13 protein-coding genes are annotated in these 19,672 nt (G+C 73.5%); 7 read left to right on the plus strand and 6 right to left on the minus strand.

Annotated elements, in window-relative coordinates; genetic code table 11:
* Positions 1 to 9 precede the first annotated feature (9 nt).
* The gene (locus tag ACH4K4_RS34890) at positions 10 to 2,292 is read right to left on the minus strand and encodes a CDP-glycerol glycerophosphotransferase family protein (RefSeq protein WP_398173205.1); all 2,283 of its coding nucleotides are present in this window, start codon (positions 2,290 to 2,292) and stop codon (positions 10 to 12) included.
* Positions 2,293 to 2,495: 203 nt separating this feature from the next.
* On the opposite strand from ACH4K4_RS34890, the gene ACH4K4_RS34895 reads away from it, so the two are divergent.
* Together ACH4K4_RS34895 and galE are read left to right on the plus strand one after the other, a co-directional pair.
* On the plus strand, positions 2,496 to 4,154 hold the full coding sequence (locus ACH4K4_RS34895) for a glycosyltransferase family 2 protein (RefSeq protein ID WP_398173207.1): 1,659 nt from the start codon (positions 2,496 to 2,498) through the stop codon (positions 4,152 to 4,154).
* 61 nt (positions 4,155 to 4,215) lie between these two features.
* On the plus strand, positions 4,216 to 5,193 hold the full coding sequence (galE, locus tag ACH4K4_RS34900; RefSeq protein ID WP_398173209.1) for a UDP-glucose 4-epimerase GalE: 978 nt from the start codon (positions 4,216 to 4,218) through the stop codon (positions 5,191 to 5,193).
* Positions 5,194 to 5,244: 51 nt separating this feature from the next.
* Here the strand turns inward: galE and ACH4K4_RS34905 are convergent, their stop codons facing one another.
* Genes ACH4K4_RS34905 through ACH4K4_RS34915 form a run of 3 tightly spaced genes read right to left on the minus strand, consistent with a single transcriptional unit; the run spans position 5,245 to position 10,460 of the window.
* The gene (locus ACH4K4_RS34905; RefSeq protein WP_398173211.1) at positions 5,245 to 6,297 is read right to left on the minus strand and encodes a glycosyltransferase family 2 protein; all 1,053 of its coding nucleotides are present in this window, start codon (positions 6,295 to 6,297) and stop codon (positions 5,245 to 5,247) included.
* A gap of 58 nt (positions 6,298 to 6,355) precedes the next feature.
* On the minus strand, positions 6,356 to 7,510 hold the full coding sequence (locus ACH4K4_RS34910) for a glycosyltransferase family 4 protein (protein WP_398173213.1): 1,155 nt from the start codon (positions 7,508 to 7,510) through the stop codon (positions 6,356 to 6,358).
* On the minus strand, positions 7,497 to 10,460 hold the full coding sequence (locus ACH4K4_RS34915; RefSeq protein ID WP_398173215.1) for a CDP-glycerol glycerophosphotransferase family protein: 2,964 nt from the start codon (positions 10,458 to 10,460) through the stop codon (positions 7,497 to 7,499). The genes ACH4K4_RS34910 and ACH4K4_RS34915 overlap by 14 nt, the downstream gene beginning before the upstream one ends.
* Positions 10,461 to 10,745: 285 nt before the next feature.
* On the opposite strand from ACH4K4_RS34915, the gene ACH4K4_RS34920 reads away from it, so the two are divergent.
* From ACH4K4_RS34920 to ACH4K4_RS34930, 3 genes are all read left to right on the plus strand, one after another.
* Entirely contained in the window at positions 10,746 to 13,367 is a 2,622-nt protein-coding gene (locus tag ACH4K4_RS34920) for a YfhO family protein (RefSeq protein WP_398173217.1), read from the plus strand.
* Positions 13,368 to 13,451: 84 nt separating this feature from the next.
* A complete protein-coding gene (locus ACH4K4_RS34925) occupies positions 13,452 to 14,423 on the plus strand; it encodes a glycosyltransferase family 2 protein (RefSeq protein ID WP_398173219.1) in 972 nt (323 codons plus the stop codon).
* On the plus strand, positions 14,420 to 14,869 hold the full coding sequence (locus ACH4K4_RS34930) for a GtrA family protein (RefSeq protein ID WP_398173221.1): 450 nt from the start codon (positions 14,420 to 14,422) through the stop codon (positions 14,867 to 14,869). The genes ACH4K4_RS34925 and ACH4K4_RS34930 overlap by 4 nt, the downstream gene beginning before the upstream one ends.
* Here ACH4K4_RS34930 and ACH4K4_RS34935 read toward each other — a convergent pair.
* Both ACH4K4_RS34935 and ACH4K4_RS34940 read right to left on the minus strand, forming a co-directional pair.
* Positions 14,839 to 17,082, minus strand: a complete 2,244-nt coding sequence (locus tag ACH4K4_RS34935; RefSeq protein WP_398173223.1) for a PIG-L family deacetylase — start codon at positions 17,080 to 17,082, stop codon at positions 14,839 to 14,841. The two genes, ACH4K4_RS34930 and ACH4K4_RS34935, sit on opposite strands and share 31 nt — an antisense overlap.
* Before the next feature lie 104 nt (positions 17,083 to 17,186).
* The gene (locus ACH4K4_RS34940) at positions 17,187 to 17,819 is read right to left on the minus strand and encodes a TetR/AcrR family transcriptional regulator (RefSeq protein WP_398173225.1); all 633 of its coding nucleotides are present in this window, start codon (positions 17,817 to 17,819) and stop codon (positions 17,187 to 17,189) included.
* Positions 17,820 to 17,990: 171 nt separating this feature from the next.
* On the opposite strand from ACH4K4_RS34940, the gene ACH4K4_RS34945 reads away from it, so the two are divergent.
* Positions 17,991 to 18,923, plus strand: a complete 933-nt coding sequence (locus ACH4K4_RS34945) for an ABC transporter permease (protein ID WP_398173227.1) — start codon at positions 17,991 to 17,993, stop codon at positions 18,921 to 18,923.
* Positions 18,924 to 18,945: 22 nt separating this feature from the next.
* Positions 18,946 to 19,647 carry an ABC transporter ATP-binding protein gene (locus tag ACH4K4_RS34950; protein ID WP_398173265.1) on the plus strand — a complete coding sequence of 234 codons (702 nt, stop codon included), beginning with the start codon at positions 18,946 to 18,948 and terminating at the stop codon, positions 19,645 to 19,647.
* Positions 19,648 to 19,672: the final 25 nt, after the last annotated feature.

The following is a 19,672-nucleotide window of genomic DNA, read 5'->3' on the forward strand; positions in this document are numbered from 1 at the left end:
GACGAGCCGTCAGACGACGACGGCGCCGGGGCCCGTGAGGGTGAGTCCGGCGCCGTCCTGCTGGGCCGCGGCCCGTTCGGCGGCGCGGGGCGAAGGAGCCGGGCGGCGTTCGGCGGGCGGCAGCGCGGGCAGGAGCTCGTCCTCGCCGAGCAGGACCCGGCGCACCACCCGCTCGGCGGCCAGCCCGTCGTCGTACTGGCAGAAGCGGCTGCGGAAAGCGGACCGCAGCGACGCCGCCGCCGGGCCGTCCCAGCGCCCGGAGTGGAAGGCCCCGGCGATGGCCGCCTCGTCCTGCGCGGTCACGCCGGGGGTGTCACCGGGCAGCCCGGACGGCAGGTCGAAGTAGACGCCGCGGGTGAGCCGGACGGCGTCCCAACCCGCGGTGTGCACGACAATCGGCCGGTCCAGGACCGCGTAGTCGAACAGCACCGGGGAGAAGTCCGTCAGCAGCGCGTCGGCGGCCAGGCACAGGTCCTCGAAGCACGGGTGCCCCGAGACGTCCAGCAGCGCGCCCTCCTCCCGGAGGGCGGCCGTCCGGGGGTCCGGCACGCCGCGGTGCGGGTGGGCGCGGACCAGGAGCTGGAAGCGCGGGCCGAGCGCCCCGGCGAGGCGGACGAGGTCCAGCGGCGGGGCGGTGGTGGCCGGGTCGGTGCGGGCGGGCGCGTACAGGACGGCGGTGGCGCCGGGCCGGACGCCGAGCGCGGCCCGCGCCGCGCGCACGTCGTCCGCCGTGGCGGTGAAGTACCGGTCGTTGCGCGGGAACCCGGCGGCCAGCGTCTCGTACGAGCTGGGGTAGGCGCGCTCCCAGATCTCGCTGGAGTGCTGGTTGGCGGAGAGGCAGAAGTCCCACTGGTCGGCGTGCTCCAGCAGCCGGCTCAGGCTCGGGCCGGGTGCGGCGGCATGGCGGCGGGCGTCCAGGCCCACCGTCTGGAGCGGGGTGCCGTGGTGGGTCTGGAGGCAGGTCTGCCCCGGCCGCCCGGTCGCGCCGGGGAAGTCCCCGTCGGTGACCAGGTACCTGGCGCGGGCCAGCGCCTCCCAGTAGCGGCGCGAGCCGACGGTGACGCGGTCGGCCCCCTCCGGTACGGCGTACCCCGCCCCCTCCGCTGCCCCCGCGCCCTCGCGGACGGCCCATACGCCGCGCAGCTGGGGCGCGATCTCGCGGGCCTTGCGCTCGACGGCGGCCGGGTTGCAGCCGGCCGCGGGGCTGCCGTAGGCGCCGTAGAGCACGAGGTCGTCGTCCAGCGGGGCGTGCAGCCGCAGGCCGTAGTAGCGCCGCCGGGCCGTGCGGGCCGCGGCCTCGCCGCGGTCGCGCAGCTCCTTGGCCAGGTCGCGGCGGAGCCCCCGCGCGCCGTGCAGCGACCGGTAGGCGCGGTACGAGCGCAGCGCGGCGGGCAGCGGCGCGCCGGCCGGGCGGTGCCGCCGGATGCAGTCGCTCGCGGCGCGGAAGAAGGCGGCGCGGTCGGCGGGCGGGATGCGGTCGGTGTCGTCGAGGACGGCCAGCAGCCGGTCGGTCATGCGGGCGTGCAGCACGGTCAGCAGCGGCAGCGGGACGGCGGACGCGGCCGGCCCGTCGCCCAGCCGGGCGAACAGCTCGTCGTAGCGCTCGACGACCACGAAGTGATGGCGCCCCGGCGTGGTCGCGGCGCTGCCGCGCCGCCGCTCGCGCCAGGTGACGCAGACCCGGTCCAGCGCCGCGATCCGCCCGGCGGTCAGCAGGCTCTCGTACGCGTACGGGACGTCCTCGTACGGGCCGTCGGCGAAGGACAGCCCGCGGCCCGTCCAGTGGTCGCGGCGTACCGCGCGGTTCCACGCGGCGGGCGCCACGCCGAGCACGCCGGGGCGCTGCGCGGCCCGGAACACCCCGTCGCGCGCCGCCTCCAGGAGCGGGCCGTCGCCGCTGGGGCTGCGCCGCTCCCACACGTCCATCCGTTCGTGGTCGAAGAGCAGGACGTCCGGGTCGCTGCACTCCCGCAGCCGTGCGTCGGCGGCGGCCAGCGCGCCGGGGGCCAGGATGTCGTCCCCGTCGAGGAAGAGCAGGTAGTCGCCGCTGGCCAGGGCGGCGCCGGCGGTGCGGGACGGGCCGGCGCCGGACGGGCGGCGCAGGTGCAGGGGGACCACTCTCGGGTCGCGGCGGGCGTACTCGTCGATGATGGCGCCGCCGGCGTCGGGCGAGCAGTCGTCGACGGCGATCAGCTCCACGTCCCGGTGGGACTCGTCCAGTACGGAGTCCAGGCAGTCGCGCAGGAAGCCCTGCACGCCGCGGGCGGGGACGATGACGCTGAACCGGGGCATGGCCATCCCAAGGTCGGGGCTCGCGGACGAGCGCACGGCGGGTGAACGCAGAGCGTAATCATTCTGCTACCCACTGTCGATTGCGCCCGTCACCCGTTCAGCGCAGGGCCGGGGGGCCGCTGCGGGCCGCGGGCCGCGGCGCGGGAGGATGGCCGGAAGCCCTCCGGCGCCAAGTGATCACAACGACTCGAAATGTGGATTCAGTGACTGCGAATGAAGCCCTTGAGCCGCGTCCGGGGCCTGCCACCGCACGCTCCGCGCAGGTCAGCGTCGTCGTCATCGCCTACAACGACGCCGCGCTGGTCGGCGAGGCGGTGCGCTCGGCGCTGGCGCAGGGGGACGCGATCGCCGAGGTGATCGCGGTCGACGACGCCTCCACCGACCGTACGGGCCAGGTCCTGGACGACCTCGCCCGCGAGCACGAGCGGCTGCGGGTCGTCCACCGAGCGGACAACAGCGGCGGCTGCGGCACGCCGCGCAACGACGGCCTGCGGGCGGCCACCGGCCGGTTCGTGATGTTCCTGGACAGCGACGACGTGTTGCCCGGCGGCGCCGTGGACGCGCTGCTGGACGCCGCGCTGCGCCACGAGGCCCCGGTGGCGGCCGGCGCGTGCGTGCGCCGCGAGCTGCCGGGACCGCGCGAGGTGCCGTGGCAGCCCGCCCTCTACCGCGAGCCCGCCGTGCACGCCTCGCCCGACGACCACCCGAAGCTGGTGCACGACACCCTGTGCGTCAACAAGCTCTACGAGCGGTCGTTCCTCCTCGGCAACGGCATCCTCTTCCCCGACGGCCGCTTCACCTACGAGGACTTCGTCTTCACCGCCCGGGTGCTGGCCGCCGCCCCGCGCATCGCGACCGTCACCGACCGGGTCTACATCTGGCACGTACGGCGCTCGGCCGCCAAGCAGTCGATCTCGCTGGACCGCCGCGACGTCACCAACTGGCAGGCCCGCATCGAGGCGCACCGCACCAGCGTGCGGATCCTGGCCGACGCCGGGCACAAGGGGCTGGCGCACGCGGCGCGCAGCAAGTTCCTCGACCACGACCTGCGGATGTACGTCCGCGAACTGCACACCCGCGGCGCGGACTACCGGCAGGAGTGGTGGCGGCTGACCCGCGACTACCTGGCCGGCTTCGAGGAGAGCGAGCTGCTCGCCGCCCGCGCCCCGGCCCGCTGGCTCGCCCGCGTGCTGCTCGCCTCCGAGACGCCCGTCGACCTGGACCGGCTGACCCAGCTCGCGGCCCGCCCCGGCCGGCTGCTGCCGCCGTACGCGCGCGACGGCGAGCGGCCCGTGTGGTCCCTGGACCTGCCCGGCGTCGAGCTGGACGGCCTGGACGCCGGCTCCGGCACCCGGCTGCCCGTCACCATCGACGCCGAGCCGGTCCTCGGCAGCCGCTGCCTGCTGCGCCTGCGCGTGCACGAGCTGTACGGGCGGGTGGCCGCGGCGGAACCGGTCGGCATCGACGTGGAGCTGCGCCGCCGGGCGGACGGCCGCGGCGGGCCCGTGCACACCGCGACGCTCACCGCCGACCCCTCGGGCACCGGCTGGACGGCGGAGACGACGCTCGACCTCGGCGCCCTGCTCGCCCGCGGCGACCGGGGCTCCTCCGGCACCCCCGACCCGTGGGACCTGACCGCCCGGGTGCGCTGCGCGGACGGCTCCGTCCTGTGCGCCGGGCTGCGGGCCACCGGCCCCGGGCTGCGCCGCCACGCGCTGCCCAGCGGGCGGCACGGCCTGCTGCTGGTGCAGCCGTACGCGACCACCGGGGGCGCGCTGGCGCTGCGCGTGGCGTCCGGGGTGCGCGCGGCGTGGCACATCGCGGCCCGCAAGGTGCGCCGCAGGACCGCGGGCGGCCGTTAGTCACATCACAGCGGCCCGGCCTCCCACGGCCGGGCCCGACCGACCACCTTAGGATGGCGAGATGTCTTACTTGATCACGGGCGGTGCCGGCTACATCGGCGCCCACGTCGTACGGGCCATGACACAGGCGGGCGAGCGGGTCGTGGTGCTCGACGACCTCTCCACGGGCGTGGCCGCCCGGGTCCCCGAGGGCGTCCCGCTGGTGGAGGGCTCCACGCTGGACCGCGCGCTGCTGGACCGGACCATCTCCGAGCACGGCGTCACCGGTGTCGTGCACCTCGCCGCGAAGAAGCAGGTCGGCGAGTCCGTCGAGATGCCGCTGCACTACTACCGCGAGAACGTGCACGGCCTCCAGACGCTGCTGGAGGCCATGGCGGCGGGCGGCGTCGGCCGGTTCGTGTTCTCCTCCTCCGCCGCCGTCTACGGCATGCCGGACGTGGACCTGGTCACCGAGGACACCCCCTGCGCGCCGATCAACCCGTACGGCGAGACCAAGCTGGTCGGCGAGTGGATGGCGCGCGCCGCGGGCAAGGCGCACGGCATCAACACCGCGTGCCTGCGCTACTTCAACGTGGCCGGCACCGCCACTCCCGAGCTGGCCGACACCGGCGTCTTCAACATCGTCCCGATGGTGTTCGAGAAGCTCACCGACGGCGAGTCCCCGCGGATCTTCGGCGACGACTACCCGACCCCGGACGGCACCTGCATCCGCGACTACATCCACGTCGCGGACCTGGCCGACGCCCACCTGGCCGCCGCCCGCAAGCTGGCCGAGCCGGGCCCGGTGCGCGACCTGACCCTGAACATCGGCCGCGGCGAGGGCGTCTCCGTACGGGAGATGATCGACCTGATCACCGAGATCACCGGGCACACCGACGCCACCGCCGAGGTCACCCCGCGCCGTCCCGGCGACCCGGCCCGGGTCGTCGCGGCCGCCGACCGGATCGCCGGCGAGCTGGGCTGGAAGGCCCGCCACGACGTGCGCGACATGATCACTTCGGCCTGGCAGGGCTGGCAGCACCACCGCCCGAGCGCCTGATCAGGAGCACTCTTTCGCACGCCCCCGGTTCCGCCGGGGGCGTGCGGCGTTTCAGGGCCGGTCGTCCGCGCCGGCCGGCGGGCCCGGCCCGCGCCCGGTGTCCGCCCGTACGACGTCGGTCAGTTCGTCCACCGCGCCCCGGTGCAGACACTGCGCGCGCAGGCGCAGCCGGGGCGGGAGGGCGGCCAGCACCCGGTCGGTGAGGTAGGCGTCGACGAGGGGGCGGGCGGCCGCCGCCATCGCCCGGCGGCCCGCGGCGTCGCGGGCCAGGTAGGGCGCGGCGAACTGGGCGAGGATCTCGCCGTGGAAGTGGCGGACCATGAGCGTGTCGCGGTCGGGGCCCGGCGGCACCAGTTCCGCGACCTCGGCGAGCACCGTGCCGATGTAGCCGAGGTGCTCGACCCAGTCGCGGTCCTGACGGCTGGCGTTGCTGTCGTCGTCGCGGCCCTGGAGGTAGTAGCAGTCGTAGTCGCCGAGGACGGAGACGGTGCCGGCGCCGAGCAGGGCCCGGATGCCGAAGGGCAGGTCCTCCGCGAGCAGCCGGCCCTCGACGAAGCGCAGGCCGCGCTCTTGGACGTAGGAGCGGCGGAAGAGCTTGTAGGCGGCCAGCGTCCAGTAGACGGGCGAGTCGAAGGCCGTCACGCGGGGGCTGTTGGTGTGCAGGTCGACGGGGGCGCCGCGCCCGCCGACGCCGACTATCCGCCCGTAGACGAGGTCCGAGCCGTGGGTGTCGGCCATCGCGGTGAGCCGTTCCAGCGCCTCGGTGCCGAGGTGGTCGTCGGAGTCGAGGAAGAAGAGGTAGCGGCCGCGGGCGCGGTCCATGCCGGCGTTGCGCGGCTTGCCGGGGCCGCCGGAGGCCGGCTGGTGGAGCACCGTCAGGTTGGGGTGGGCGCGGGCCTGTCCGTCCAGCCAGGCGCCGCTGCCGTCGGTCGACCCGTCGTCCACGGCGATCACCTCGACCGCGTCGGGGCCGAGGCTCTGGGCGAAGACGGAGCCCAGGCAGCGTGCCAGGTAGCGCCGGGTGTCGTGCACCGGTATGACGACCGAGACGGCCGGTTCGCGGGCTTCCCGGCCGTCGGGCGCGGGCTGACGGTGTGGTGCCACGGCATGCTTCTTCCGTCGTCCGTCGCGGACCGGCCCCGGGGGGCCGGTCCGCCGGTTCTCAGCGCTCCATCAGGGCGAAGAGGTCCTCCCAGCGCTTGGTGATCCGGTCGGTCGAGTAGCGCTGCACGTTCTCCCGTGCCGCCGTGCCGAGCCGGTCCCGCAGCTCCTTGTCGGAGATCAGCGCGTCGATGTGCCGGGCCAGTTCGGTGGTGTTGCCGACCACCGCCAGCAGGCCGTCCTCGCCGTCCCGGATGATCTCGTGGACGCCGGGCGCGCAGTCGAACGCCGCGCACGGCACGCCGCTGGCCATCGCCTCCATGAGCGAGAGCGGGAATCCCTCGGCCCGGGAGGACTGGGCGAAGACGGAGGCGCCGCGCAGCGCGCCGGCCACGTCGTCGGTCCGCCCCATGAACGCGACCGAGTCGTCCAGCCCCAGCGTGGCGGCCTGCTTCTTGAGGATGTCCTCGTCCTCGCCGGAGCCGTAGATCCGCAGCGTCCAGTCCGGGTGCTTCGGCGCGACCGCGGCCCAGGTGTCGATGAGCAGGTCGACGCCCTTCTCGTCGGAGAGCCGGCCGATGCTGGCGACGACCTTGGCGGTGCGGTCCGAGGGCACCTCGGGCGTCACCGGCAGCGGGTTGGGCATGAAGTCCGCGTTGTCCATGCCCTGCCGGATCCACAGGTCGGCGTCCTCGCGGGTGAGGGCGAGCAGCCGGTCCACCTCCGCGTAGTACTTCTTGACCCGGTTGAAGCGGGAGGACTTGCGGCAGGCCTCGAACGACTCGTGGGTCATGCCGATCACCGGCAGGCCCGCGGTGTCGGCGAGCGCCACCCACTCCATCGCCCACACCTGCGTGACGATGACCACGGCACCCGGCCGCGCGGACCGGAACAGGGCGCTGAGCCTGTCCGCCTGTTCCTGCATGCCGGCCTGGCGGGCGGCGCGGCGGCGCTGCTCGGCGATGTTCAGGCGCCCCTTGATGCCGCGGGCGGCCGGCACGGCCTTGGGCGGGTGCACGTCGTACAGGGTCGTCGTCTCGTACGGGAGGTCGTCGCCGAGGTCGGCGCGCAGGTCCTCGGGGGCCGGTACGACGCCGATGACGTGCACGCGGTGGCCGCGGCCGGCGAAGAGCCGGGCCATCTGGTGCGACCAGGTGGTCACCCCGCCCGTCTCGTCGACGTTGTTGGAGACGAAGAAGATGTCACGCCCGGTCATGGGCTTCCCCCTTCACGGAAGAACCGCTGTGCTCGGAGTCGCCGGCGGCGGGGGCGGGCAGCGCGCCGCCCGTGCCCGGGCCGCCGGCGGTGGCGGCGGCGCCGCCGAAGAACTTCTCGACGATCGCGCGGGCCGCGTCGCCCCGGTCGTGCTCGCCGAACGCGGCGGTGAAGCGCTGCCGGGCCTCGCGGTACCCGTCGCCCGCCGTCTTGAAGGCGTCGATCGCCTCGAAGAGCTCGTCGGCCGTGCCGAGCACCGGCCCCGGCGCCTTCTCCTTGAGGTCGAAGTAGGTGCCGCGCGCCTCGTTGGCGTACTCGTCGTAGTCGTACGCGAAGAACAGCATCGGCCGGTCGAGCAGGGCGTAGTCGAACATCACGGAGGAGTAGTCCGTGATCATGCCGTCGGCCAGCTGGAGCAGCGGGGTGATGTCGTGGTACGCGGTGACGTCGATGACCTTGCCGCGGACGGACGGCGGCAGCACCACGTTGTTGAGGTAGTGCGAGCGCATCAGCAGCACGAAGCGGTCGCCGAAGCGCTCGGCGAACTCGTCCACGTCGAAAGGCGGCTCGAAGCCGCGGACCGAGCCGTTGGGGTTGGCGCGGAAGGTCGGCGCGTACAGCAGCACCGTCTTGTCCGCGGGGATGCCCAGTTCCTCGGCGAGCGGGCCGCGCTCGCGCACGCCGCCGGCCTCCTCGGCGCGGCGGGCCGCCACCAGCGCGTCGTTGCGCGGGTAGCCGGTGCGCAGCAGCACCTCGTCGCGCAGCCTGAAGGCGCGCGCCAGGGTCCGTACGTCGTGCTCGGAGCGGACCAGGAAGTGGTCGAAGCGCTCCAGGACCTTCTGGAACTCCGCCTTCGCGGCCCGCGACTGGAGCTTCAGGCGCGGCTCGTCGAAGCCCATGCGCTTGAGCGCGGAGCCGTGCCAGGTCTGGATGTAGGTGGTCTCCGGGCGCTTGTTCAGGCGCAGCGGGAAGCCCTGGTTGTCGATCCAGAACTCGGCCTGGGCGAGCGCGCGCAGGTACTGCCAGCTCCACCGCTTGACGAGGGTGGCGTCCTTGGGGAAGCCGTCGGGCTTCTTGCCGTCGTAGGCCCACACCGCTTCGAACTCGACGCCCTGGCGGCGCATCTCCTCGTAGATGGCGCGCGGGCTGTCGCTGTACTGCTTGCCGAGGTGGCTCTCGAAGACGACGAGTCCCTTGTGGACCGGCAGCTTGCTGAACACCTCGTGGTAGACGCGCAGCTTGGTCTCGCCGGAGTTCAGGTCGCGCTTGGCCTTGCGGGCCTTGCGCACACCGCTCTTGGCGAGGTCGGCGGCGGGGCTGCGCAGCGCTTGGCGCAGGGCCTCGTTGGTGCGCTGGGCCGCCTTGCCCTGGGCGTCCAGGACGAAGGTGAGGTGGCCGCGCTTGGAGGCGGCGGGCTCGACGCGGTCGGAGACCAGCCGGGTCAGCCGGGGGCGGACCCGCAGCGCGTGGGCGCTGTCCAGGTCGACGCCGCCGACGGTCAGGCGGGTTCGGGTGGTGGCGCCGTCCGCGTCCAGGATCAGCCGGACGTCCCAGACCGCGTCGATGACGCCGAGCGGGCGCAGCCGGCGGGCCAGGTCCAGTTCGGCGTCCCAGTGCAGGCCGTCTTCGGCGATGCGCAGCGAGGTCAGCGGGAAGGAGAACGTCTGGAGGCTCTTGCGGCGGGCCTTGAGCTCCAGCCGGCCGCGCAGCGGCGTGCCGGGGGCGACCTTGCCGAGCGGGTTGACGACCGTGCCGGCCAGCCTGACCGTGCCGCGCCCGTCGTCCTCGTAGGAGGTGAGCTGGTTGCGCAGGAACAGCTGGCCGACGGTGCGGGTGTGGTACCCGGCGTCGGTGACGTCCAGCACCCGGCGGCCCTCGGGGTCGTCGAGGTGTTCGGCGCACCAGTAGACGCGGCCGTCGCGCTCGGCGAGCGGCGAGGAGAGCTTGTCGCGGTTGATGAGGCTGTCCACCGCGGGCATCAGGTTGTGCCAGTCCTCCCGGGCCAGGAGGTAGGCGCAGATGGCCTGGATGGGCTGGACGCGCTCGTACGCCTCGGGGGCGATGCCGGCGAGGTAGCCGTTGGCCATCACGGCGAACTCGCGGCGGTAGTCCTCGTCCAGCAGCGGAAGATCACGCAGATGCAGCACGAGGTCGTGCTTGAGGAACTTGACGTCCTTGTGGAACTTCAGCTCGGTCAGGCCCTCGCGCTCCAGCAGTTCGTCCACCCGGCGGTGGATCTCCATGCGGTGCGCGAAGTTGGCGATCTCGTGGCGCCGGTTGCTGATCGACTTCGTCGCGGCCTTCTCGAAGACGTTCCAGAAATAGACGTGGTTGGGGATCAGCGTGATGCGCTTGGCCGCCACGTACGCCTGGGCCGAGAAGAGCAGGTCCTCGTAGTGGATGCCGACGGGGAAGACCAGCCCCGCCTCCAGGAGGAACTCGCGCCGGTAGCACTTGTTGGTCGACAGGGTGTCGAAGACCAGCAGGTCGGGCAGCTCGGAGATGGAGTCGATGGTGCGGGTCCTGGCGTACAGCCAGGGGTACCACTCGGTCTGCTTCTTGTTGCGGGAGTCGACGTTGACCCGGACGCACATGCCGGACACCAGGTCGGCACCGGTGCGCTCGGCGGCCTCCAGCATGTTGCGGCAGGCGTTGGGCTCCAGCACGTCGTCGCTGTCCAGGAACATGACGTAGGAGCCGGTGGCGTGCTGGACGCCGTGGTTACGGGGGGCTCCGCAGCCCCCGCTGTTCTCGGGCAGCTGGAGCGCCCTGACCCGGTCCGGGTGGGCCGCGGCGAGCTGCTGGGCCACCGCGAAGGATCTGTCCGTGCTGCAGTCGTCGACGATCAGAACTTCGACACCATGGAGCGTCTGGTCCAGTACGGACCGGACGGCCGTCGGTAGCCGGTCGGCGTCGTTGTAGACGATCACGACTACGGAGACGTCAGGCACGGGCACCCCAATCCTCTTTTCATAGCGCTGCGGGACCCCAAAACTACCTTGGTCCGCGACCGGCCCGGCACGCCGCCGACCGGCGCACGAGCGCACGTTCGCCGTCGGGCCTTCCTCTTGTCAAACCGCATTATTGCGGACATTTAGCCTACGGTAGGACTCTCACCCCCGGGACGATCACCCGTAACGGGAACCAGGACACGACATTACGGACATGCGGCACACGTAGCCGTAAAGCGGCATCTACTCGTTCAAGACGCAGGTGAGCAGGGAAGCGCGGCGCCGGTGAAAGAGATCGTCAAGATGCTGACCGCGCCCGCGAAACGACTGGCCGCGCCGCGGTGTGCGCCACCGTTCGCGGCATTGCTGGCCATGGGCTCCTATTGCCTCGGTATGACGATGCTCGGGAGTTATCCGTTCGGTACCCGCTCCCGCGCCGTCAACGACCTCGGAAATCAGTTCGTACCGTTCCACGCCCGTCTGTGGGACCTGCTTCACGGCGGCACCACCGGCGACCTGGCCTTCAACTGGAACAGCGGCTACGGCGTGCCCTTTCTCGCCGACTTCCTCACCTATCTGATGAATCCGTTCTCCTGGCTTGTCGGGCTCTTCCCGCGCGAGCTGGCCGAGCTGCCCGTGTTCCTCGTCACGCTGTGCTGCATCGGCCTCGGCACGGCGCTGATGACCGTCTTCCTGGGGCGGGTGCGGCCCGGCCCGGCCTGGCTGCGCGCCCTGCTCTCGGTGGGCTACGGCACCTGCGCGTGGGTCGTGAGCGACGGCACCGCCGACCCCATGTGGATGTGGGGCCTGGTCTCGCTGCCGCTGACCGGCATCGCCGCCGACTGGTGCCTGCGCCGGCGCCGCTGGGTGGCCGGCACCCTGCTCGTCGGCGTCTCCTGGGCCGGGAACTTCTACACCGCCGCCATGGCCACCCTCGCCATGGCGCTGGCGCTGGCCGTACGCCTGCTGCTCGCCACCAACGTGCCCGTGCGGGACCGGCTGCGCTCCCTGGCCCGCGCCGCGGCCATGGCGCCGGCCGGCATCCTGCTGGCGGCCCCCGCGCTCACCGTCACGGTCAAGGCCAGCAAGGCGTCACGGCCCGCCCCGGAGGCCCTCTACCGGGGCCGCCCGCCGACGCTGGACTTCCTCGCCGAGCTGCTGCCCGGCGGGCGCGGAACCGTGCCCTCGCCACACCTGTTCATCGGGGTGCTGGGGCTGCTGCTGGCCGCCGCCTTCCCGTTCGTCCGCGCGATCCCGCCGCGTACCCGTATCGCCTGGTACGCGCTGGCTGCCTGCGTCGCGGTCTCCTTCGTGTGGAAGCCGACCCTGCTGGTCTGGCACGGCCTGGCGGTCCCCAACGGCAGCCCCTACCGCGCCTCCTTCGTCCTCAGCGCGCTCCTGGTGATCATCGCCTGGCTGGCACTGGCGCACCGCCCGCGCCCCCGCGAGCTGGCGGCGGGGGCCGCGCTGGTCGTCCTGCTCGCCGTGGTCTGCCACGGCCGCAGCGCGGTCGTCGGCGCCACCTGGGTCCTCGTCCTGGGAGGCGGCGCGGTGGTGCTGGCGAGCCTGGTGGCGCTGCGCCGCCACCCCGCGCGCCGGAACGTACGCATCGGCGTCGCCACCGCGCTGACCTGCGCGGTCTTCTTCGGCTCGGCCTACGCGGCGTACTCGGTGACCGCCGCGAGGGACCGGCTCGCATGGTGGGGGCCGAAGATCACGTTCGACGACCGGACACTCGCCGTACGCGAGGGCCTCCGGCAGCGCGCGGACTGGCCCCGGTCCCGCACCGACCCGGGGCCGCACGAGTTCGCCAACAACGATCCGCTGCTGCTGGGCGGCGAGGGCGGCGCGTACTACAGCAGCTACGTACCGGAGCGGACCGCGCGCACGCTGCGCGAGATGGGCGGCGGCTGGTACATCCACGGCCGCCACCTGCGCAGCGCCGAAGACCCCGTGAGCCGCGCGATCATGGGCGTGAGCAGCTTCGTGACCGGGCCGCAGGCCGGACCGGTCGACGTGGGACGGTCCGCCGCCGCCCCCCTGCTGACCGTACGGCCGGGCCTGACGGCGGACGGCCTCGACCAGCCGCGCCGGGGGGCCGCCGCCCGGGGCATCGACGTGCGCGCCGACCCGCGGGTCGGCGGCGGCTCGGTCTTCGCGCGCCAGGAGCGGCTGCTCGGCGCGCGCGTGTACGAGGTGCCGGAGCTACGCCCGGCGGGGGACGGCGGCCCCGCGCACGCGTCCGTACGCCCGGTGCCGCGGCCGGCCGACGGCTCGTGGCGGCTGCCGGCCACCCGCAAGGGCGCCGCCGTCGTCTTCACCGCCCGGTGCGCACCGCGCTCCGTCGCCTACTGGTACGCGCCCTGGTACGACGGCAAGGTCCGCGCCATCGGCCATACCTCCCCCGGGTTCGGCGTCCGGGAGACGACCGCGAACCCGGTCAGGAACCTGGGCACGGTCCCGGCCGACGGGCGGCTGACGGTGTCCTTCAGCCAGCCGAAGCCGCAGCGCGTCCCGGAGCACGTCCTCGGCTGCCTGGCACCGGGCAAGCTCGCCGCCGCCGTGGCCGGCCTGCGCACACAGGCCCCGGTACGGCTCTCGGCGGGCGGTCACGGGATCTCCGCCGAGCTGCCGGCGCGCAGCAGGGGCACGGCCGTCCTCGCGGTCCCCTCCCTCACCGGCTGGAGCTGCCGGGTGGACGGCGGCGCCGCCCGCGCCCCGCACTCGTTCGGCGGCCTGATCGCCGTCCCCCTCGGCTCCGGGGCCTCGCGGCTGTCCTGTTCGTACGGCACGCCGGGGCTGGTGCCCGGCCTGGCGGCGAGCGGCGCCGCGCTGGTGACGCTGGCCGCCGTGGCCGTCACCTGCGGGGTGCGGCGCCGGCGTCCCGCCCACTCTCCCAAATCGTGACATCTCATCTGATTAGTAGAATTACGACTTGGGGCGTGGTGGCCCACGCCGCGCTCCGCCCCGCCCCGGCGGAAGGGCCCCTACATGAAGCTCTCAGTCGTCGTTCCCTGTTACAACGAAGAGGACGTCATCGGCCGCTTCGACACCACGATCCGCGCGGTGCTCGGCAGACTCGCCGTCGAGTACGAGCTGTGCTATGTGGACGACGGCAGCGCCGACGGAACGCTGCACCGGATACGCACCCTCGCCCAGCAGCACGGCACGACCACCCGCTACCTCTCCTTCAGCCGCAACTTCGGCAAGGAGGCGGCGATGCTCGCGGGCCTGAAGGAGGCCACCGGCGACGCCGTGATCCTCATGGACGCCGACCTCCAGCACCCGCCGCAGCTCATCGAGAAGATGCTCGACCTCTACCAGCTCGGCCACGACCAGGTCGTCGCCAGGCGCAGCCGGGACGGCGACCGGCCGCTGCGCAGCGTGTGCAGCCGGCTGTACTACCGCGCGGTCAACAAGTGGGTGGACGTGGAAATCGCCGACGGGGTCGGCGACTTCCGGCTGCTGTCGCGCACCGCCGTGGACGCGCTGGTCTCGCTGCCCGAATACAACCGCTTCTCCAAGGGCCTGTTCTCCTGGATCGGCTTCGACACGGTCACCTTCGACTACCGCAACGCCCGGCGCGAGGGCGGCGAGAGCAAGTGGTGCTTCGGCTCGCTGGTCAACTACGGCATCGACGGCATGATCTCCTTCAACTGCCGCCCGCTGCGGGCGGCGATCTACGCGGGCCTGAGCCTGGCCGCGCTGGCCGCCGCGTACGCCCTGTGGATCGTCGGCGCCGCGGTCGCCGGCGGCATCACCGCGCCCGGCTATGTGACGCTGGTGGCGATCATCGTGGGCCTGGGCGGCCTCCAGATGGTGATGCTCGGCCTGATCGGCGAGTACATCGGCCGCATCTACTACGAGACCAAGCGGCGCCCGCACTTCCTGGTCAAGGAGACCAACGGGACGGTGCCGGCGAACACCCCGACGGCCCGGGTCGCCGGCCGGGCGCGCCGGTGACGCGTCGGCCGTACCGCCGGCTGCCGCGGGGCCGGTTCCCGTTCGGCCGGCTGCTGCGCTTCGCCGCCGTCGGCGGCGTCAACACGCTCACCTTCTACGGGTGTTACCTGGCCCTGCACCCCTGGATGCCGTACTTCGCCGCCTACACGATCGCGTTCCTGTTCAGCATGGCGGGTTCGTTCTTCCTGAACACCTACTTCACCTACCGCACCCGCCCCAGCTGGAAGAAGTTCCTGCTCTTCCCGCTGACCCAGGTCACCAACTACGTGGTGCAGAGCGCCGGGCTCGTCGTGCTGGTCACCTGGTGCGGGCTCGGCACCCGCATCGCTCCGCTGGCCGCGGCGGTGCTCGCGATCCCGTTCACCTATCTGGTGTCCACCCGCATCCTCCTCCCGCGCCACGGTGACGGCGAGGCTCAGCCCGTACGGTCCAGCGAGCCCGTCTGACCCGTGCGGCCCGGCTGCCCCCGCCGCGCCTGCACCGTCCACTCCTGGAACGGGCCGTCCGCCCCGGCGTGCCGCTGCCGCACCGTGTGCAGCCGCCCGTCGTTGCCGAGGACGGCCAGCACCGCGCGCCCGTCGGTGTCCTGCCCGATCGCCGCCGCGCCCGAGTGCGGCACCTGCCCGGTCAGCCAGCGCCCGGGAGCGTCCTGGTCCGCCTCGCCGAGCGCGTACCGCAGCAGGCCCGCGCCGTCCAGCGCCGCGAGCACCAGCGTGCGCGCCGGCTTGCCGACCGCCGCCGCGGCCACCCGCCCGTACCCGCCGACCGGCTCGCACCGCGCCGCCAGCCGCCAGGTGCCGGCCGCCGGCTGCCGCTCGGCGAGCAGCACCCGGGCCGTGGCGCTCTGCCGGTAGGCCAGGCGCACCGCACCGCCGCCCAGCGGCGCCAGGCTGACGGGCCCCGCGGGCCCGGGGAGGCCGGTGCCCCCGGCGAGCACCGGTGTCTCCCCCGGCTCCTTGGACACCCAGTGGTGCACCGCCCGGTCGCTCGGCGCGGCCACGTGGACCAGCCCGTCGGAGTCCGCGCACGCGTCCAGCCCGTCCACGACGCCCGTCACCCGGGCGGGTGTACCGTCGTCCACCGGCGGCTCCAGGCGCCGCCACAGCGACCAGTCCCTGCCGTGCGCGCCGCTGCGGTAGCCGATGCCGCCCTGCCAGTCGCGGACGAAGACGTGCACCGTGCCCTCCTGGTCGACGGCCGCGGCGGGGAAGCCCGTCTCCAGGGACTTGACCGGGTCGGCGTCCGGGGAACCGAGCGACTCCCAGGCCCCGAAGACCGGTACACCGTTGCGGGCGGTGCCGGTCTGCACCGCGGTCAGCAGCTCGCGGCGGTGCGCCTGGTTGCGGGCGGGCAGCACCGTACGGGTGGCGAAGAGCCGGAGGGCGCCACCGGGGTGGCTCACGGCGTGGATCTGGCCCTGGAGCATACGGCCGCCGAGCACGTGCGGGCCGCTGAAGGTGCCGTTGCCGGTCGCGGTCTCCGCCCAGCACACGGCGGTGCCGTCCAGGACGGCGAAGGCGGCGAGCCGGCCGTCCTTCAGGGGCCGCAGCCAGCTGTTCGAACCGGGGGCGCGCAGCCGGGTGCTGCGGGTCCAGTCGCGGGACCAGCCGTCGAACGCCGAGCCGCCGACCTTGCGGTCGCCGCAGCCCGCCCGGTCGCCGCAGTCGCGGCCGTCGGCCCAGCCGTAGACGGACAGCAGCTCGCCCTTGCGCCGGGCGGTCTCCCGGTCGACGTTGTTGGGCAGTACGGCCGCCTCGTAGCCGAGGTAGTTCTCCACGACGGCGGGCCGGCCGTGCCCGCGGCCCCAGTAGTCCGCCAGCGCCGCCTGCGCGAAGTACGCCGAGGCGATGTGGTCCTGGTGGTCGTAGTAGGACAGCCCGCGCAGCTTCGGGTCGCCGGTGTGCGGCGGCTCGTGGGGGGCGTGCACCGCGTTCGGGTCGAGGGTGCGCACGACGGTCGGGCGGACCCGTTCCAGCAGCGCGGTCAGCGACTCGGTGACCTGCTCGCGGGTGTACTCGAAGACGCGCTGTACGGGGGTGCCCTCCGGGCGCAGGGTCGCCAGCACGTCCGTGGCGCCCAGCCACAGGCCGCGCAGGCTCCTCGCGCGCGGCTCGGAGACGGTCCGCGCCTCCATCAGCTCCATGAAGACGAGCTGGTTGTGCGGGGCGGCGCGCAGCGTCTGGATCTCGACCTGGAAGCCGGGCAGCAGGGAGACGGCCTCCACGTCCCAGGGACTGAGCGGGTCGCCGGTGGCCATCACCGCGTGCGCGGCCCGCAGCCCGTTGGTACGGGCCCGCGCGAAGGCCGGGCGGTCGCGCGGCCAGAGGCGGGCCCCGCGGCCGTGCTCCGCGGTGTTGCGGCCGTCGGACTCGCCGCCGGTCAGGCATACCGTCACCGAGCGGGCGCCGCCGCGCACCGACTGCTCCAGGGCCGGGTTCATGAAGTAGAGGGAGTCGTCGGCGTGCGCGATGACGTGCAGGAACGCCTGTTCCGCGCCGGACTCGGCGGCCTCCCGCTCCAGCGCGGTGCCGGTCGCCCCGGACAGCGGTGCCGGCGGGCCCAGCCAGGCCAGCACCCCTGCGCCGGCCGTGACCGCGGCCGCACCGCCGGCGGCCTGGAGCAGCCGGCGGCGGGACATCCGGGGCGGGTGCGTCGGCACCACCTCAGTATTCGGTTGCGCGCCGCACGCCGCTCGCTCGACTAGTCCATATTCCTCGCGGCAGAAGAGGCGGGAGAGCGGCCGGGCGGGGGCACCGGCTCGCGCTACGCCTCCAGGGCCGACGCCACCGCGAGCGCCAGCTCGTCCAGGTACCCCTTGGGCAGCTCGTCCCGTACGACCAGCAGCCGCCAGTACAGCGGGCCGGTCATCAGGTCCAGCGCCAGGCGCGCGTCCACGCCCGGCCGCAGCTCGCCGCGCTCGACCGCGCGGGCCACCATCGCCGCCGCGACGCCCTCCTGGCTGTCGTGCAGGGCGGTCCGCAGCGCGTCGGCGATCTCCGGGTTGCGCGCCGCCTCGGCCAGCAGGTCGGGGATGATCTGCGACGCCATCGGGTGCCGCAACGCGCGCGCCGCGACCTCCAGCAGCATCCGCACGTCACCGCGCAGCGACCCGGTGTCCGGCGCCGGCAGCCCCTCGGCGGCCACCGCGGAGACCACGTCCAGCACCAGGTGCAGTTTGGAGCGCCACCGGCGGTAGACAGCGGTCTTGCCGACGCCGGCCCGCCGGGCGATGCCCTCGATGGACATCCGCGCGAACCCCACCGCCGCCAGCTCCTCGAAGACCGCGGAACGGATCGCCGCGGTCTTGTCCTCGCGCAGCACGGCGGCTCCGGCCGGCGCCCGCCGCCCGCCCACCGCCGCCGGTTCCCCGGCCTCTTCCCTGCCGTCCTTTGCCATGCCGTGATCCTAGCGTCACGACGCAACGGTTGCGTTTCGACGTCGAACGGTTCTACGCTCGGCCCCATCACGACGATACGGTGCCGTATCGACGATACGGGCTCGTTCTGTCGCTTCGGTCGTGGCGCCCGGCCACCCCGCCGCACCCCACCTCGGAAGGGGACCGCTTCCATGTCCCAGACCCTCGCCCCACCGGGCCCCGGCCCCGCGGCGCCCTCCGCGGTGCCGTCCACCGCCCCGGACCCGGACCTGCGCGCCCTCGCCGAGCGGCACGGCCTGACCGTCAGCGGCGCCCGCCCCCCGCTCGGCACCTACACCCGCCGCCTGTGGGCGCGCCGCCACTTCATCGCGTCGTTCGCCACCGCCCGGCTGACCGCCACGTACACCACGGCGCGCCTGGGCCAGCTCTGGCAGGTCGTGACCCCGCTGCTGAACGCGGGCGTCTACTACTTGATCTTCGGCGTGCTGCTGCACACCAGCCACGGCATCCCGAACTTCATCCCGTTCCTGTGCACCGGCATCTTCGTCTTCACGTTCACCCAGTCCACGGTCCTGGCCGGCACCCGCGCCGTCTCCGGCAACCTCGGCCTGGTCCGCGCCCTGCACTTCCCGCGCGCCGCGCTGCCCGTCGCGCACACCCTCGTCCAGCTCCAGCAGCTCGTCTTCTCCATGGGCGTGCTGGCGGTCATCGTGCTGGCCTGCGGCGTACCGCTGACGTGGCACTGGCTGCTGATGCTCCCCGCCCTGCTGCTCCAGTCGGTCTTCAACACCGGCCTCGCCCTGGTCATGGCCCGCATCGGCGCGAAGACCACCGACACCGCGCAGCTGATGCCGTTCGTGCTGCGCACCTGGATGTACGCGTCCGGCGTCTTCTACGACCTCTCCACGTTCACGCGCGACGCACCCCACCTGGTCTCGGTGGTCCTGAACTGCAACCCCGCCCTGATCTACGTCGACCTGATGCGCTACGCCCTGATCGACACGGTGCGCGCCCAGGCCCTGCCGCCGCACGTGTGGCCGCTGGCCCTGGGGTGGGCGCTGCTGGCCGGCGTCGCCGGATACGTCTTCTTCTGGCAGGCGGAGGAGGAGTACGGCCGTGGCTGACACCGACCGCGTCCCCACCGTCATCGCCGACAACGTCCACATCGTCTACAAGGTGCACGGCACCGACCGCGAGGTGCACGCCGTCAAGGGCGTCACCTTCGTCGCCCACAAGGGTGAGGCGATCGGCCTGATCGGCTCCAACGGATCGGGCAAGTCCACGCTGCTGCGCGCCGTCGCCGGACTCCTGCCGCCCGCCGCCGGACGCGTCTACACGCACGGCCAACCGTCACTCCTGGGCGTGAACGCGGCCCTGATGAACGACCTGACCGGCGAGCGCAACGTCGTCCTCGGCGGACTCGCCATGGGCATGTCCCGCGCGGAGGTCCGCGACCGCTACCCGGGCATCGTCGGCTTCTCCGGCATCAACGAGAAGGGCGACTTCGTCTCACTGCCGATGCGCACGTACTCCTCCGGCATGGCGGCCCGGCTGCGCTTCTCCATCGCCGCCGCCAAGAGCCACGACGTCCTGATGATCGACGAGGCGCTGGCCACCGGCGACCGCGCCTTCCAGAAGCGCTCCGAGGCCCGCATCCGCGAACTCCGCGTAGAAGCCGGCACCGTCTTCCTCGTCAGCCACAACAACAAGGCCGTCCGCGACACCTGCGACCGGGTCCTGTGGCTGGAGAAGGGCGAGCTGGTCATGGACGGCCCTACGGAGGAGGTCGTGACGGCGTACGAGCGGCATGCTCTGCCGAGCCCGTCTGGGGGCGCCTCCCAGCGGTAGCCGGGGGGCGAGGCGAGCGAAGCGA

Origin of the sequence: Streptomyces sp. NPDC017529, assembly GCF_044329785.1 — a bacterium.
Lineage (GTDB): Bacteria > Actinomycetota > Actinomycetes > Streptomycetales > Streptomycetaceae > Streptomyces.

Bases quoted from the DNA above. Each gene is read 5' to 3' on its own strand.
- ACH4K4_RS34890 (WP_398173205.1), bottom strand. From the start codon at position 2,292: ATGCCCCGGTTCAGCGTCATCGTCCCCGCCCGCGGCGTGCAGGGCTTC.
- galE (WP_398173209.1), top strand. From the start codon at position 4,216: ATGTCTTACTTGATCACGGGCGGTGCCGGCTACATCGGCGCCCACGTC.
- ACH4K4_RS34910 (WP_398173213.1), bottom strand. From the start codon at position 7,510: ATGACCGGGCGTGACATCTTCTTCGTCTCCAACAACGTCGACGAGACG.
- ACH4K4_RS34925 (WP_398173219.1), top strand. From the start codon at position 13,452: ATGAAGCTCTCAGTCGTCGTTCCCTGTTACAACGAAGAGGACGTCATC.
- ACH4K4_RS34940 (WP_398173225.1), bottom strand. From the start codon at position 17,819: ATGGCAAAGGACGGCAGGGAAGAGGCCGGGGAACCGGCGGCGGTGGGC.
- ACH4K4_RS34945 (WP_398173227.1), top strand. From the start codon at position 17,991: ATGTCCCAGACCCTCGCCCCACCGGGCCCCGGCCCCGCGGCGCCCTCC.